Source organism: Pseudomonas sp. G3-19, from assembly GCF_054855875.1.
In genome coordinates this window covers 5,598,700-5,614,157 of the sequence record NZ_JBMPIQ010000003.1, presented here as the reverse complement: position 1 = coordinate 5,614,157, position 15,458 = coordinate 5,598,700, and the positions used below count along the sequence as shown (strand labels likewise).

The 15,458-nt window shown below is 60.7% G+C and carries 15 protein-coding genes; 11 read left to right on the top strand and 4 right to left on the bottom strand.

Annotation, left to right across the window (positions count from 1 at the left end):
- The 6 genes from ACOYXI_RS25565 to pdeM all read left to right on the top strand — a co-directional run bounded on the left by ACOYXI_RS25565 (position 1) and on the right by pdeM (position 6,679).
- Positions 1-729 carry an ABC transporter permease gene (locus ACOYXI_RS25565; RefSeq protein ID WP_003222319.1) on the top strand — a complete coding sequence of 243 codons (729 nt, stop codon included), beginning with the start codon at positions 1-3 and terminating at the stop codon, positions 727-729.
- A complete protein-coding gene (locus ACOYXI_RS25560; RefSeq protein ID WP_097086541.1) occupies positions 726-1,436 on the top strand; it encodes an ABC transporter permease in 711 nt (236 codons plus the stop codon). Before ACOYXI_RS25565 ends, ACOYXI_RS25560 begins: the two co-directional genes overlap by 4 nt.
- 11 nt (positions 1,437-1,447) lie before the next feature.
- Positions 1,448-2,566, top strand: a complete 1,119-nt coding sequence (locus tag ACOYXI_RS25555) for a succinylglutamate desuccinylase/aspartoacylase family protein (RefSeq protein WP_097086538.1) — start codon at positions 1,448-1,450, stop codon at positions 2,564-2,566.
- A gap of 13 nt (positions 2,567-2,579) precedes the next feature.
- The gene (locus ACOYXI_RS25550; RefSeq protein WP_123586990.1) at positions 2,580-3,344 is read left to right on the top strand and encodes an ABC transporter ATP-binding protein; all 765 of its coding nucleotides are present in this window, start codon (positions 2,580-2,582) and stop codon (positions 3,342-3,344) included.
- A gap of 192 nt (positions 3,345-3,536) precedes the next feature.
- Positions 3,537-6,026 carry a ligase-associated DNA damage response DEXH box helicase gene (locus tag ACOYXI_RS25545; RefSeq protein ID WP_461675440.1) on the top strand — a complete coding sequence of 830 codons (2,490 nt, stop codon included), beginning with the start codon at positions 3,537-3,539 and terminating at the stop codon, positions 6,024-6,026.
- Positions 6,023-6,679, top strand: a complete 657-nt coding sequence (pdeM, locus tag ACOYXI_RS25540) for a ligase-associated DNA damage response endonuclease PdeM (protein ID WP_461675439.1) — start codon at positions 6,023-6,025, stop codon at positions 6,677-6,679. The genes ACOYXI_RS25545 and pdeM overlap by 4 nt, the downstream gene beginning before the upstream one ends.
- A 46-nt stretch (positions 6,680-6,725) precedes the next feature.
- On the opposite strand, the gene ACOYXI_RS25535 is transcribed toward pdeM, so the two are convergent.
- Positions 6,726-6,935, bottom strand: a complete 210-nt coding sequence (locus ACOYXI_RS25535) for a hypothetical protein (RefSeq protein ID WP_027614346.1) — start codon at positions 6,933-6,935, stop codon at positions 6,726-6,728.
- Positions 6,936-7,037: 102 nt separating this feature from the next.
- Positions 7,038-7,604 (bottom strand): dCTP deaminase, encoded by a 567-nt coding sequence (gene dcd / locus ACOYXI_RS25530; protein ID WP_003222308.1) that lies wholly within the window; start codon positions 7,602-7,604, stop codon positions 7,038-7,040.
- Positions 7,605-7,957: 353 nt separating this feature from the next.
- Here dcd and ACOYXI_RS25525 point away from each other — a divergent pair, with 353 nt between their 5' ends.
- Positions 7,958-8,167 carry a cold-shock protein gene (locus ACOYXI_RS25525; RefSeq protein WP_002554837.1) on the top strand — a complete coding sequence of 70 codons (210 nt, stop codon included), beginning with the start codon at positions 7,958-7,960 and terminating at the stop codon, positions 8,165-8,167.
- A 116-nt stretch (positions 8,168-8,283) separates the two neighbouring features.
- Here ACOYXI_RS25525 and ACOYXI_RS25520 read toward each other — a convergent pair whose 3' ends face one another.
- Positions 8,284-9,291, bottom strand: a complete 1,008-nt coding sequence (locus ACOYXI_RS25520; RefSeq protein WP_134785576.1) for a DUF481 domain-containing protein — start codon at positions 9,289-9,291, stop codon at positions 8,284-8,286.
- A gap of 166 nt (positions 9,292-9,457) precedes the next feature.
- Between ACOYXI_RS25520 and ACOYXI_RS25515 the strand changes: the two genes are divergently transcribed.
- The 4 genes from ACOYXI_RS25515 to ACOYXI_RS25500 all read left to right on the top strand — a co-directional run bounded on the left by ACOYXI_RS25515 (position 9,458) and on the right by ACOYXI_RS25500 (position 14,230).
- Entirely contained in the window at positions 9,458-9,811 is a 354-nt protein-coding gene (locus ACOYXI_RS25515) for an MGMT family protein (RefSeq protein ID WP_098967536.1), read from the top strand.
- Positions 9,812-9,854: 43 nt separating this feature from the next.
- Positions 9,855-11,414 (top strand): AmpG family muropeptide MFS transporter, encoded by a 1,560-nt coding sequence (locus tag ACOYXI_RS25510; protein ID WP_003222302.1) that lies wholly within the window; start codon positions 9,855-9,857, stop codon positions 11,412-11,414.
- A gap of 129 nt (positions 11,415-11,543) precedes the next feature.
- Positions 11,544-13,259, top strand: a complete 1,716-nt coding sequence (locus ACOYXI_RS25505; RefSeq protein ID WP_461675438.1) for a proline--tRNA ligase — start codon at positions 11,544-11,546, stop codon at positions 13,257-13,259.
- Between the two features lie 17 nt (positions 13,260-13,276).
- On the top strand, positions 13,277-14,230 hold the full coding sequence (locus tag ACOYXI_RS25500; protein ID WP_027614341.1) for a hypothetical protein: 954 nt from the start codon (positions 13,277-13,279) through the stop codon (positions 14,228-14,230).
- A 118-nt stretch (positions 14,231-14,348) separates the two neighbouring features.
- Here ACOYXI_RS25500 and dinB read toward each other — a convergent pair whose 3' ends face one another.
- Positions 14,349-15,410, bottom strand: coding sequence for a DNA polymerase IV (gene dinB / locus ACOYXI_RS25495; protein WP_098967529.1), 1,062 nt, complete (start codon positions 15,408-15,410; stop codon positions 14,349-14,351).
- Positions 15,411-15,458: the final 48 nt, after the last annotated feature.

Sequence of the window (15,458 nt, the reverse complement as noted above, 5' to 3'; positions counted from 1 at the left end):
ATGTTCGAAAACCTCCTACAAAATCTGGGGCTCTCCGCCTTCAGCCTCAAGGGCTTTGGTCCGTTGCTGTTGGAAGGCACCTGGATGACCATCAAATTGTCGGCGTTGTCGCTGCTGGTGGCCGTGTTGCTCGGTCTCTTGGGCGCCAGTGCCAAACTGTCGAAATCCAAACTGTTGCGCCTGCCTGCCCAGCTCTACACCACGCTGATTCGCGGGGTGCCGGATCTGGTGCTGATGCTGTTGATTTTCTACAGCCTGCAAACCTGGCTGACAGCCCTGACCGACGTCATGGAGTGGGACTACATCGAAATCGACTCCTTTACCGCCGGGGTGATCACCCTGGGCTTCATCTATGGCGCGTATTTCACCGAAACCTTCCGTGGGGCGATCCTCGCCGTACCACGCGGTCAGGTCGAAGCGGCCACCGCTTATGGCCTCAAGCGCGGCCAGCGTTTTCGCTTCGTGGTGTTCCCGCAAATGATGCGCTTCGCCCTGCCGGGCATCGGCAACAACTGGATGGTGATGCTCAAGGCCACCGCGCTGGTGTCGATCATCGGCCTGGCCGATCTGGTCAAAGCCGCGCAGGACGCAGGTAAAAGCACCTATCAACTGTTCTACTTCCTGGTACTCGCCGCCTTGATCTATCTGCTGATCACCAGTGCATCCAACGTCATCCTGCGCTGGCTCGAGCGCCGTTACGCCGCCGGTGCCCGGGAGGCCGTACGATGATCGAACTCCTGCAGGAATACTGGAAACCCTTCCTTTATACCGACGGCACCAACATCACCGGTCTGGCGATGACCCTGTGGCTGCTCAGCGCCTCGATTTTCATCGGTTTTCTGGTATCGATCCCGTTGTCGATCGCCCGTGTGTCTTCGCATTTCTATGTGCGCTGGCCGGTGCAGTTCTACACCTACCTGTTCCGTGGCACGCCGCTCTACATCCAGTTGCTGATCTGCTACACCGGGATCTACAGCCTGGCCGCCGTGCGCGCGCAGCCGTTGCTCGACAGTTTCTTTCGCGATGCGATGAATTGCACGATCCTCGCGTTCGCCCTCAACACCTGCGCCTACACCACGGAGATTTTCGCCGGGGCGATCCGCAGCATGAACCATGGCGAAGTCGAAGCGGCCAAGGCCTACGGCCTGACCGGCTGGAAGCTGTACGCCTACGTGATCATGCCCTCGGCGCTGCGCCGGTCGTTGCCGTATTACAGCAACGAAGTGATCCTGATGCTGCACTCGACCACCGTGGCCTTCACCGCGACCATCCCCGACATCCTGAAAGTTGCGCGGGACGCCAACTCGGCGACCTACCTGACCTTCCAGTCGTTCGGCATCGCCGCGCTGATCTACCTGACCATCACCTTCGCGCTGGTCGGCCTGTTCCGCCTCGCCGAACGCCGATGGCTGGCATTCCTCGGGCCGACCCACTAGGAAAACCTGTAATGCGACACCAGATCCATGACCTGTTGGCCCCGGTGCCGGGGACCGCACGACAGATCCACAGCTTCCACTTCGGCCCGGAGCAGGCCCAAGGCAAGATCTACATCCAGTCCTCGCTGCATGCCGACGAAATGCCCGGCATGCTCGTGGCCTGGCACCTCAAGCAGCGACTGGCGGAGCTGGAAGCCGCCGGGCGCCTGCGCAGCCAGATTGTGCTGGTGCCGGTGGCCAACCCGGTCGGCCTCGAACAAGTGCTGATGGACGTGCCGCTGGGCCGGTACGAGATGGAGAGCGGGCAGAATTTCAATCGCTGGTTCGTCGACCTCAGCGAAGAAATCGGCAACGACATCGAGGGCAAACTGGGCGACGACCCGCAGCGCAACCTTGAGCTGATCCGCGCCAGCCTGCGCAACGCCCTCGCCCGTCAAACGCCCGGCACACAACTGCAATCCCAGCGCCTGACCTTGCAACGGCTAGCGTGCGATGCCGACATGGTGCTGGATCTGCACTGCGATTTCGAATCCGTGGTTCATCTCTACACCACGCCCGAAGCGTGGCCGCAGGTCGAGCCGCTGGCGCGTTACATCGAAGCCCAGGCCAGTCTGCTGGCCACCGATTCCGGCGGCCAGTCATTCGACGAATGCTTCACCCTGTTGTGGTGGCAACTGCAGGAGCGCTTTGGCGAACACTTCGAGATTCCGCTGGGCAGCTTTTCGGTGACCGTGGAATTGCGCGGCCAGGGTGACGTCAATCACCCAATGGCCAGTCGTGACTGCCAGGCCTTGATCGATTACCTGATCCAGTTCGATGCGATCGTCGGCGAGACCAAACCGCAGCCGCCCTTGCCGTTCCCCGCCACGCCGTTGGCCGGCGTCGAACCGGTGACCACGCCGGTGGGCGGCTTGCTGGTGTACACCGCTACGGCCGGACAATACCTGCAAGCCGGGCAACAGATTGCCGAAATCATCGACCCGATCCACGACCGGGTCACCCCCATTCATTGCACTGCCGCCGGCCTGCTGTACGCCCGCTCGCTGCGGCGCATGGCTACTGCCGGCATGGTGATCGCCCACGTGGCGGGCGCCGAAGCCTATCGCAGCGGCTACCTACTTTCGCCTTGAGGATGTCTGTCCCATGTACAAATTGACTGTTGAAGGTCTGCACAAAAGCTATGGCGACCATCAGGTACTCAAAGGCGTTTCGCTCAAGGCCAAAACCGGCGACGTGATCAGCCTGATCGGCGCCAGCGGCTCGGGTAAAAGCACCTTTTTGCGCTGCATCAACTTCCTCGAACAACCCAACGACGGCGCCATGAGCCTCGATGGCCAGGCGATCCGCATGGTCACCGACCGCCACGGCATGCACGTCGCCGACCCGAATGAACTGCAACGCCTGCGCACGCGACTGGCCATGGTGTTCCAGCATTTCAACCTGTGGAGCCACATGACCGTGCTGGAAAACATCACCATGGCCCCGCGCCGGGTGCTGGGTTGCAGCAAGCAGGAAGCCGAAGACCGCGCCCGCCGTTATCTGGATAAAGTGGGCCTGCCGGCGCGGGTTGCCGATCAGTACCCGGCGTTTCTCTCTGGCGGCCAGCAACAGCGGGTGGCGATTGCCCGGGCGCTGGCGATGGAGCCGGAAGTGATGCTGTTCGACGAACCGACCTCGGCGCTCGACCCGGAGCTGGTGGGTGAGGTGTTGCGGGTGATTCAGGGTCTGGCTGAAGAAGGTCGGACGATGATCATGGTGACCCATGAAATGAGCTTCGCCCGCAAGGTCTCCAGCCAGGTGTTGTTTCTGCATCAAGGGCTGGTGGAAGAAGAAGGCGCGCCGGAAGATGTGCTGGGCAATCCGCGCAGCGAACGGCTGAAGCAGTTCCTCAGCGGTAACCTCAAGTAACCTCATCCACAGTTCCCCTGTGGGAGCGGGCTTGCTCGCGAAAGCGGTGTGTCAGTCAAAACTGTTCTAACTGGCACACCGCTTTCGCGAGCAAGCCCGCTCCCACAAGGGTGTATGTACTCGCACAAAATTAAACTTGTCCCGCAACGGCGCGGTCACTGAAGGAACACCTTCAGAGCGCACGCCGCCGGTATGCCGACCTCCACCGACTTCGCAAAACTCTGGTTCAGCGCACGCGGCTGGAAGCCGTTCGCCTTTCAGAAAAACGTCTGGGCCGCCGTTAAAAAAGGTCAGTCTGGCCTGCTCCACGCCAGTACCGGCGCCGGTAAAACCTATGCGGTGTGGTTCGCTGCGCTCAACCGCTTCGCCCGTTTAGCCGGCCCCGCAGCCACAACCAGCAAACGCAAACCCCAGAGCGAACCACTGACCGTGCTGTGGATCACGCCGATGCGTGCCCTCGCCGCCGACACCGCACGCGCCCTGCAAGCGCCAGTCAGCGATTTGCAGATTCCGTGGAGCATCGGTCTGCGCACCGGCGACACCAGCAGCGCCGAACGTGCGCGTCAGGGCCGGCGCCTGCCAACCACGCTGATCACCACCCCGGAAAGCCTGACCCTGCTGCTTGCCCGAGCCGACGCCAGGACTGCGTTGTCGAGCCTGCGGATGATCGTTGTCGATGAATGGCACGAACTGCTCGGCAACAAACGCGGCGTACAACTGCAACTGGCCCTCGCCCGCCTGCGCCATTGGCAATCCGAACTGATCGTCTGGGGCGTGTCCGCCACCCTCGGTAATCAAGCCCACGCCGAACAGGTGCTGATCCCACAGGGCGGCGGGATCAGCGTGCAGGGCCAGAGCGAAAAATCACTCAATGTCGACACCTTGATCCCACCGGCCATCGAGCGTTTTCCCTGGGCCGGGCACATCGGTCTGAAGATGCTCCCGCAGGTGGTCGCCGAACTGGATGCCTGCGCCAGCAGCCTGGTCTTCACCAACACCCGGGCACAGTCGGAAATCTGGTATCAGGCATTGCTCGAAGCGCGGCCGGACTGGGCCGGGCTGATCGCGTTGCACCACAGCTCGCTGTCCCGCGAGACCCGCGACTGGGTTGAGCAAGCGTTGAAGGACGGCAAGCTGAAAGCCGTGGTCTGTACCTCGAGCCTGGATCTGGGCGTGGACTTTTTACCGGTGGAACGGGTCCTGCAGATCGGCTCGGCCAAAGGCGTAGCGCGACTGATGCAACGCGCCGGGCGCTCTGGTCACGCGCCGGGGCGCACCTCGCGAGTGACGCTGGTGCCGACCCACAGCCTGGAACTGATCGAAGCCGCTGCCGCAGGCGACGCCGTGGCGCAACGACTCATCGAACCGCGTCTGTCGCCGCACAAACCGCTGGATGTGCTGGTGCAGCATCTGGTCAGCATGGCGCTGGGCGGTGGCTTTATTCCCGAAGAGCTGTACGAAGAAGTGCGTGGTGCCTGGGCTTATCGTGATCTGACACGGGCAGATTGGGCCTGGGCGCTGGCTTTCGTACGTCACGGCGGGCTTTCTCTGACGGCCTATCCGGATTACCGTCGGGTCGAACCGGATGAACACGGCGTCTGGCGCGTGCCCGATGCGCGATTGGCGCGCCGTCATCGCATGAGCATCGGCACCATCGTCAGCGACGCCAGCATCAACCTGAAATTCTGGAGCAAGGGTGGCGGCGGCAAGCAGTTGGGCAGTGTCGAGGAAGGCTTTATCGCGCGGCTGAAACCGGGCGATGGCTTTCTGTTTGCCGGGCGCCTGCTGGAGTTGGTGCGGGTGGAGAACATGACCGCGTACGTCAAACGCAGCACCGCGAAAAAAGCCGCCGTGCCGCGCTGGAATGGCGGGCGGATGCCGCTTTCCAACGAACTGGCCGCCGCGGTGGTCAGCCGCTTTACTGCAGCAGCGCGGGGTGAGTTCGTCGGCCCGGAAATGCAGGCGCTACAACCGTTGCTGCAAACCCAGGCGCACTGGTCGGGTCTGCCCACCTCCGACAGTCTGTTGGCCGAAGCGCTGAAATCCCGTGAAGGCTGGCACCTTTTCCTTTATCCGTTTGCCGGGCGCCAGGTGCATCTGGGGCTCGCCAGCCTGTTGGCTTGGCGCGTGAGTCAGCGCCAGCCACTGACGTTCTCGATTGCGGTGAATGATTACGGGCTGGAGTTGCTCAGCGCCACGCCGGTCGATTGGTTCGAGCAACTCGATGCGGCGCTGCTCAGCCCCGAGCATCTGCTGCGCGACGTGCTGGCCAGCCTCAATGCCGGGGAGCTGGCGTTGCGGCGCTTTCGCGAGATCGCGCGGATCGCCGGGCTGGTGTTCGCCGGCTATCCCGGCGCGCCGAAAAGTACCCGCCAGGTACAGGCTTCCAGCGGATTGTTCTTCGAAGTGTTCAAACAATACGACGCTGACAACCTGCTGCTGGCTCAAGCCGGGGAAGAAGTCTTACGGGAAGAACTGGATATTCGTCGTCTGGAACAGACATTGGAGCGGATCAACCGGATGAAACTGGACATGCACCTGATCAAACGTCCTACACCGCTAGGCTTTCCGTTGCTGGTGGAGCGCATGCGCGAAAGCATGAGTTCGGAAAAACTCGCTGACCGCATCCGGCGCATGGTCGGCGATCTGGAGAAGTCCGCCGACAAGGGTCAAGCCTCATGAGTGCAGCGTATCCAGTGCGCCTGGCCGGTGAAGAACTCTGGCTGCTGCCGGAAAAGGCCCTGTACTGGCCGGCGCAGCAAGCACTGCTGATCGCCGATGTGCATTTCGGCAAAGCCGCGGCCTATCGCAGCCTCGGCCAGCCGGTACCCCAGGGCACCACGACGGCGAATATCGAAGTGCTCGACCGCTTGCTGGCCAGACTGCCCTGTCGGCAGCTGATTTTCCTCGGTGACTTTCTGCACGGCCCCGGTTCGCATGCGACGGGTACGCTGAATGCCCTGGCCGAGTGGCGTGCACGGCACGCGGATCTGCCGATGACGCTGATTCGCGGCAACCACGACAAACGTGCCGGGGATCCCCCGGCGGCGCTGAATATCCGCGTGGTTCCGGAGCCCCTGCTGCTCGGGCCGTTTGCCCTGCAACACGAACCGGATCCACATCCCGAGCGGCATGTGCTGGCCGGGCATGTGCATCCGGTCTATCGGCTCAACGGCAAGGGGCGGCAGCGTTTGCGGCTGGCATGTTTTCGACTGGGTGAGCGATTGAGCCTGCTGCCGGCCTTTGGTGCCTTTACCGGTGGTTATCAGGTCGAGAATGACGCTCAGTGCAGGATTTTCGTCATCGGCGACAACGAAATATGGCCCGTCAGTTGAGGTCTTGGGCAAACCTCAGCCGACTGGCCATTCATGGAGTAGCGACTCAGGCCACTGGCGCGGGTGGCGGCTCGTCCGGCAGCGTCGGCTCGCCGGGTTCGGTCGGTTGTTCGTTAGGGGTGTCGGGATCAGGCTGACCGGGAATGCCGCCTGCCATATGGAAAGCCGGGTGTGCCAACAATGACCAGGCCAAAACGCCAACCTGATTGGGCTCAAGCCTTGCCAGTTGGGCGGTGATATGCGGATCGATCTTCATGCAACCTCCTCGGCGAAGGCCCGCTTTGCCAGAAGCAAAAACGGGCAGTACACCCCATAGAGTGTCTGCCCGCCAAAGAATTCCCGCGAACTGCCGGATGGATCAGGTACGCGGCAGGGTCACGCCACGCTGGCCCTGATATTTGCCGCCGCGATCCTTGTACGAAACTTCGCATTGCTCGTCGGATTCGAGGAACAGCATCTGCGCCACGCCCTCGTTGGCGTAGATTTTCGCCGGCAGGTTGGTGGTGTTGGAGAACTCCAGGGTCACGTGGCCTTCCCACTCAGGCTCGAGCGGGGTGACGTTAACGATGATGCCGCAGCGCGCGTAGGTGCTTTTACCCAGGCAGATGGTCAATACATTACGCGGAATGCGGAAGTATTCGACGGTGCTGGCCAGGGCGAAGGAGTTCGGCGGGATGATGCAGACGTCGCTGTGGATGTCGACAAAGCTGCCGGCATCGAAGTTCTTCGGATCGACGATCGCCGAATTGATGTTGGTGAACACCTTGAAATGGTTGGTGCAGCGCACATCGTAGCCGTAGCTCGACACACCGTAGGAAATCACACGGCTGTCGTCGCTGCCGCGCACCTGGCGCTCGACGAAAGGCTCGATCATGCCGTGTTCCTGCGCCATGCGGCGAATCCACTTGTCCGATTTGATGCTCATGGCGGGTGTCCTGAATAGCGAGGTGGAAAAAATCTGTCCGGCATCTTACCGGGCGCGCCGCCGGGTTCAAAGTCCGCGCTGAAATTCTCGCCGAACACCCTGGAAATACAGGCTCTGGCGACGAACCGTCACACCGTCGATCCCTAAAACAGAGAAACCTTCGCAAGAAACATTGGCACGTTCCGGAAAAAGGGTTAAGGTGGCGCCACTGTGTTGCTTGTGTCACTGAGAATCTCTACACGATATGTTGAATTTCGATCCAACCATCTACAAGAATTTTTCCTGCTCTTTGCACTCAGTCTCGGCCAGGGTTCTTCCTGAGTCGCAGTTATCTTTGTTCAAGGAGTTACACCATGTCTAATCGCCAAACCGGTACCGTTAAGTGGTTCAACGATGAAAAAGGCTTCGGCTTCATCACTCCACAATCCGGTGACGACCTGTTCGTTCACTTCAAAGCTATCCAATCCGACGGCTTCAAAAGCCTGAAAGAAGGCCAACAGGTTTCTTTCATCGCTACCCGCGGTCAGAAAGGCATGCAAGCTGAAGAAGTACAAGTTATCTAACTTGTAGCTTCTTTAGAAAAGAGCCCCGCCCTCAAAGCGGGGCTTTTTTGTGGGCGTGTGTTTTTTAACGGCCACAAAAAAAGCAGCCCTCACGGCTGCTTTTTTTTCGACTTGCCTTACCAGGCCACGCCAAACCCTGCGGTGTAGCGGGTCTTGTTCAAATCTGCATCCTTGGTACCGCTGATGATGTCGCGTTCGGCCTTGAGGTTGAGCGACGCCCAGTCGGTGACCTTGTAGCGCAGGCCCATCTCGGCATCCAGCGCGTAATTGGCTACGTCAGACAGCGGCTTGCCCAGCTCGCCGTTGGTGAAGAACTCGACTTTCTTGCCGATCAGGTAGCGGTTGTAATCCCACTTCATGGCGACCGAATAGAAGTTGTCCTTGCCGCCATCGCTGTACTCGTAATCGGTGCGGTTGAGCAGCGAACCGAGCGAGAACGCGCCCAGCTCGTCGTCCCAGAACTGGTAACCCGGACCGGTACCGACCACACGCTGACGCGACAGCTCTTCAACGTAGTCACGCTTGTAGTTCAGGCGGCCCTGCCAGAACCATTTGTCAGTCAGGAAGCGGTCGAGTGCGTATTCGGCGCGCCAGTTATTGGTGGTGACCTGCTCGTCCTGCACTTCGCGGTTGTATTCGCCCTCGGCGGTGTGCCGCCAGCGGCCATGACGCGCGGTGGTCTTGAAGTCGATGTCGTAGTCGTCGGTGTCCTTTTCCGCCCGTTGATAATCCATCGCCAGGCCTACATTACCTTTCCACACCAGATCCTCGACCACCGGTTTCGGTTTGAGAATCTGCTGAATGCTCGCCAGCTCGACGGTCTTCGGCGCCTCGCCGTTGGCCAGGGTGACCTTGCCGTCATCGGCGGCGGTCAGCGACTTGGCTTTTTCACCGTTGTAGGCGTCCTGTTTGACCAGCAGCTCCTGATCGCTCTGCAGGGTCTTGACCTCTTTCCAGTCGATGCTGACCGCACCCGCATATTGGGTCTGGATCAGCAATTTGCCGCCATCGAAAACGGAGATCTTACCGCTCAGCTTGTCACCGTTCTTTAACCAGACGGTATCGGCAAGCAGCGGCGTGGAGGCACTGAAGACAGCAAGGCACAGCAGGGTTCTGGACAACATAAGCGGATCGAGGGCTCAAGTTTGCGAAAAAAGGTCGGCATTATCCGTAGGAATAAGACCCTGACAAGGACTGACCGAGCGATTTCCATTGAGTTCATTTCTCATCTGGCCAACGAGCGATTACGCTTGAGCCCATCGATACGACTATTGTTCAGGAACCGCGCTGGTGAAAGAGCCGAATCATCCCGAGGAAAGCGAAGCGCAAATCCGACGCACGGCGCTTTATTCCACCCTTGCCCAAGTGCCTGAGGGCAAGGTGGTCAGCTATGGTCAGTTAGCTGAACTCGCAGGGTTGGGGCGCGCCGCCCGCTGGGTCGGCCGGACCCTGAGCCAATTACCCGGCGATACCAAACTGCCGTGGCACCGGGTACTGGGTGCCGGCGGTCGGATCAGTCTGCCACTGGGCAGCCCCTCGGGGGACGAACAACGGGCACGATTGCGTTCTGAAGGCGTCACCGTCCTGAACAATCGTGTGGATATTCAGCGCCATGGCTGGCGTCCGATAGAGCACAGCGGTTAGAGTGCGCGCTTTGTTTTCGCAATCTTGAGGCAGACTTCAGCCCATGCCCCGTAAAACCTGGCGCGCCGCGCTCGCCGCCTATGCCAGTCCTTCGACGCTCGTGCTGTTGTTGCTCGGTTTTGCTGCCGGCCTGCCGTACATGCTGGTATTTTCGACGCTTTCCGTCTGGCTGCGTGAAGCCGGTGTTGCCCGTGAAACCATCGGCTACGCCAGCCTGATCGGCCTGGCCTACGCCTTCAAATGGGTGTGGTCACCGCTGCTCGACCAATGGCGCCTGCCTTTATTGGGCAAGCTTGGCCGCCGCCGTTCGTGGCTGGTGCTCTCGCAGACCCTGGTGATTCTGGGGCTGATCGGCATGGGCTTCTGTGATCCGCAGAAACACCTGTCCTGGCTGATCGCCATTGCCGTCATCGTCGCCTTCGCCTCCGCCACCCAAGACATCGCTGTCGACGCCTATCGCCTGGAAATCGCTGACGACAGCCGCCAGGCCGCGCTGGCTGCCAGTTACATGTCCGGCTACCGCGTCGCCGCCCTGCTCGCCACGGCGGGCGCGCTGTTCTTTGCCGAAGGCTTCGGCTCCACCGGTTTCAACTATCAACACTCGGCCTGGACCGGCACCTACGCCCTGTTCGGGGTATTGATGATCCCTGCCCTGCTGACCTCGCTGCTGATGCGCGAACCGCCAGTGCCACTGCGCACGCAGTTGCAGGCCGGCCGCTACAGTTTCGGGCATCAACTGGCCTCGGTATTCGTGCTGATCGTGTTGCTGGTGTCGGTTCCGGCGATGTTCACCCAGCTCTACAACACCGATTTCGCCGGCGTGCTGTTCGGCAATATGAGCCCGCTCGACCTGTTGCTCGAAGACCGCGCCTTCCTGCGCGCCATCCTCTACACCCTGCTCACCGGCCTGTGCCTGTCGACCATGGGCCGTCGCGGCCTGGCGCCGGTACTGACCCCGGTCAACGACTTCATCCTGCGCTACCGCTGGCAGGCGTTGCTGTTGCTCGGGCTGATCGCCACTTACCGGATGTCCGACACGGTGATGGGCGTGATGGCCAACGTGTTCTATATCGATCAGGGCTTCACCAAGGATCAGATCGCCAGCGTCAGCAAGATCTTCGGCCTGATCATGACCCTCCTCGGCGCCGGGATGGGCGGCCTGCTGATCGTGCGCTTCGGCATCCTGCCGATCCTGTTCATTGGCGGCGCAGCTTCGGCGGCAACCAACCTGCTGTTCGTGATGCTGGCTGACATGGGCCCGAACCTGCAGATGCTGGTGGTGACCATCTCCCTCGACAACTTCAGTTCGGGCATGGCGACCTCAGCCTTCGTCGCCTACCTGTCGAGCCTGACCAACCTCAAGTTCTCGGCCACCCAGTACGCCCTGCTCAGCTCGATCATGCTGTTGCTGCCGCGCCTGATCGGCGGTTATTCCGGGGTAATGGTCGAGAAGTTCGGCTACCACAACTTCTTCATGATCACGGCGCTGCTCGGCGTGCCGACCCTGGTGCTGATCGCCCTGCACTGGTTTCAGGAAAACCGCCGCGAAGGCCCGACACCAACGCCCGAGCCTGTGCCGACCAGCGTGGTCGAAGAGTCGTAGGACAATTCAGATACGGCGGGAGGATTCCCGCCGTTGAGCCTCACCGCCGAGCGCAATCCTGTACGTCGGCAAATCTCGCCGGTACACTGCTCCGTCATTTCCAGTCATAGCAACCGACAACGGCCAACCATGCGCACCAGTCAATTTTTGCTCGCCACACAGAAAGAAACGCCTTCCGATGCGGTCGTCGTCAGCCATCAGCTGATGCTGCGCGCCGGCATGATCCGCAAACTCGCTTCGGGCCTGTACACCTGGCTGCCGATGGGCTTGCGGGTAATGCGCAAGGTTGAAGCCATCGTTCGCGAAGAAATGAACGCTGCCGGTTCTCTTGAAGTGTTGATGCCGAGCACCCAACCGGCCGAGCTGTGGCAGGAATCGGGGCGCTGGGAAGAATACGGCCCTGAGCTGCTGCGCATCAAAGACCGCCACGGTCGCGACTTCTGCGCGGGCCCGACCCACGAAGAAGTGATCACCGATCTGATGCGCAACGAGTTGAGCAGCTACAAACAGCTGCCGATCAACCTGTACCAGATCCAGACCAAATTCCGTGACGAAATCCGCCCACGCTTCGGTTTGATGCGCGGCCGCGAATTCATCATGAAGGACGCCTACTCGTTTCACGCCGATCAGGCTTCGCTGCAGATCACCTACGACCGCATGCATCAGGCGTACTGCAACGTATTCACCCGTCTGGGCCTGAAATTCCGCCCGGTTGAAGCCGACAACGGCTCGATCGGTGGCGCCGGCTCCCACGAATTCCACGTACTGGCCGAGTCCGGCGAAGACGACATCGTCTTCAGCAACGGCTCCGACTACGCGGCGAACATCGAGAAAGCCGAAGCCGTGCCACGGGAAACCTCGCGTCCAGCGCCGGCCGAAGAGCTGCGCCTGGTCGACACTCCAGACACCAAGACCATTGCCGCGCTGGTGGAAAAATTCAATCTGCCGATTGAAAAGACCATCAAGACCCTGATCGTCCATGCCGAAGAGCCAGGCAAGCTGATTGCCCTGATCATCCGTGGCGACCACGAACTCAACGAAATCAAGGCTGCCAACCAGCCAGGCGTGGCCAGCCCGCTGGTCATGGCTTCCGATGCCGAGCTGCGTGACGCCATTGGCGCCGGTGCCGGTTCGCTCGGCCCGGTGAACCTGCCGCTGCCGATCATCATCGACCGCTCGGTCGAACTGATGAGCGACTTCGGTATCGGCGCGAACATCGACGACAAGCACTACTTCGGCGTGAACTGGGAACGCGATCTGCCGGTTCCAACCGTTGCCGACCTGCGTAACGTCGTGGCCGGTGACCCAAGCCCGGACGGCAAAGGCACCCTGGAAATCAAGCGCGGCATCGAAGTCGGGCACATCTTCCAGCTGGGCAACAAGTACAGCAAGGCGATGAAGTGCGAAGTGCTGGGCGAGAACGGCAAACCGGTTACCCTGGAAATGGGTTGCTACGGTATCGGCGTATCCCGCGTGGTCGCTGCCGCCATCGAGCAGAACAACGACGACAAAGGCATCATCTGGAGCGACACCCTGGCGCCGTTCCAGATCGCTCTGGTACCGCTGCGTTATGAAACCGAGCAGGTGCGCGAAGCCACTGACAAGCTGTACGCAGAACTGACGGCGGCCGGTTTCGAAGTGCTGCTGGACGATCGCGACAAGAAAACCAGCCCGGGCATCAAGTTCGCGGACATGGAGCTGATCGGCATTCCTCACCGGATCGTGGTCAGCGACCGCGGCCTCGCCGAAGGCAACCTGGAATACAAGAGCCGCACCGAAGCCGAAGCGCAAGCGCTGCCGGTCGCCGACGTGGTGTCCTTCCTTCAGGCCCGTATCCGCCGCTGAATCCAGATAGAGACCTCATGTTCAAGCGAAACACCTTGGGCCTCGGTGGTGCCGCCTTGTGCGGCGCCCTGTTGGTCAGCGGCTGTGCCAATCAGATGTCACAGCGCAGCGAGCACGAAGAGCGGGTCGAGCGCAAACTGCTCGATCACAGCCTGCAGATCGATGTCGGTGAGCCTAAGGTGCTCGAACTGCCGCAGCGTCGCGTGAAAATCAACGAACAGAAGACCTTCGAAGTCACCGAGTTTGAGGTCACCCGTCGTTACGATCGCTACACGCCTTATCAGCCCTGGCGCGAAATCTACGAGATTCCGCTGGGTGCAGTGGCCGTGGTCGCCGGTATTGGCGCCAATGTGGTCAACGTATTCGCTCTGGGCAACCTGCCGGACAGCGTGACCAAGGACTGGTTGAACTACGGCATTGCCGGGGTCAACCCGTTCATGAACGTGCAGTCCCACGGTCGTGCGCAACAGAACCTGGCCGGTATCGATGAAGTCCAGCGCGACAAGCGCACGGAGTATTCGAGCCTGCCGTGGAGCGAGCGTCCGGTGCAGGTCAAGGCCGGCAAGCAGACCTTCGACATGACCACCGACCGCAACGGCGTGCTGCGCCTGAACCTGCTGGACAGTCCGTTCGCCGAAAATGACCTGAATCATATCGGCAAGCTGCAGATCAGCGTCGAAGACGGCAAGGATGACGTGCACAGCGACTCATCCCTGGCGATCAGCAGCCATTTGCGCAGCAAGTTGCTCGAAGCGCACGGGTTGATTTATGACGATCTGGAAGACGACGAAGTGAGCCAGTGGGTCCACCGGGTCAAGCGTCTGTCGGAACTGGGTCTGGAGGAAGAGGCCAGCGAGCTGGAACAAAGCCTCATTGAACTGACGCGCAACGATCCTGAGTTGCAGGCCGAGTTTCTCAAGTCGCTGACCAAGGATGCGGGGCGTCTGGTCGCCGATCCAGGACCGAATTAAGCCTGAAAAGCTTCGCGAGCAAGCCCGCTCCCACAGTTGATTGCATTCCACTGAAGGAACTCGATCAAATGTGGGAGCGGGCTTGCTCGCGAAAGCGGCATCAGCAACACCGCAGCAATTAGCGCTCAAACAACTCCATCTGCTCAAACCCACCGCGCAAATCCTCCAGCCTGACCCCCACACCCAACAACCGCACCGGTTTCCCGCCCCGGTTGAACGCCTGGGTCAACATCAACTGATAACTGCCCAGATCGCGCCCTGCCCCGGCCTGTTCCAGTGTGGTCTGGGTAAAGTCATGGAACTTCACTTTGACGAACGGCTTGCCCGGTCGATAACTGCTGTCGATCCGCTCCATGCGGGTTTTCAGGGTTTCCAGCAGCTCCGGCAGCTTGTCGAGGCAACTGCGCAGATCCGGCAGATCGACGTCGTAGGTGTTTTCCACGCTGATTGACTGTCGGCGGCTGTCGTTATGCACCAACCGGTCATCGATCCCACGGGCCAGACTCCAGAGTCGCTCACCGAAACTGCCGAATTCGCGCACCAGCGCCAACTTGTCCCACTCGCGCAGTTGCAGGCAATCGACGATGCCGAGCTTGCCCAGTTTGTCGGCAGTGACTTTGCCGACGCCGTGCAACTTGCTCACCGGCAAGCCACTGACGAAATCCTCGACCTGATCCGGGGTAATCACGAACAACCCGTTGGGCTTCTTCCAGTCACTGGCGATCTTGGCCAGAAACTTGTTCGGGGCCACGCCCGCAGACACGGTGATGTGCAACTGATTGGAGACCCGGCGGCGGATATCCTGAGCGATGCGCGTGGCACTGCCGCCAAAATGCGCGCTGTCGGAGACGTCGAGGTAGGCCTCATCCAGCGACAGTGGCTCGATCAGGTCGGTGTAATCGCGAAAGATCGTGTGGATTTCCTTCGAGGCTTCGCGATAGGCCTCCATGCGCGGCTTGACGATGGTCAGGTCGGGACACAGCTTCAAGGCATGCCCGGACGACATTGCCGAACGTACGCCATACGCCCGCGCTTCATAGTTGCAGGTGGCAATGACCCCACGCCGATCCGCCGACCCGCCCACCGCCAGCGGTTTGCCGGCCAGGTTCGGGTCGTCGCGCATCTCGATGGCGGCGTAGAAACAGTCACAGTCGACGTGGATGATTTTTCGCTGGGTCATGACAGAAAAGGAAACATGGCGAGCCGGAAACGCAGTATCTCACTCGCA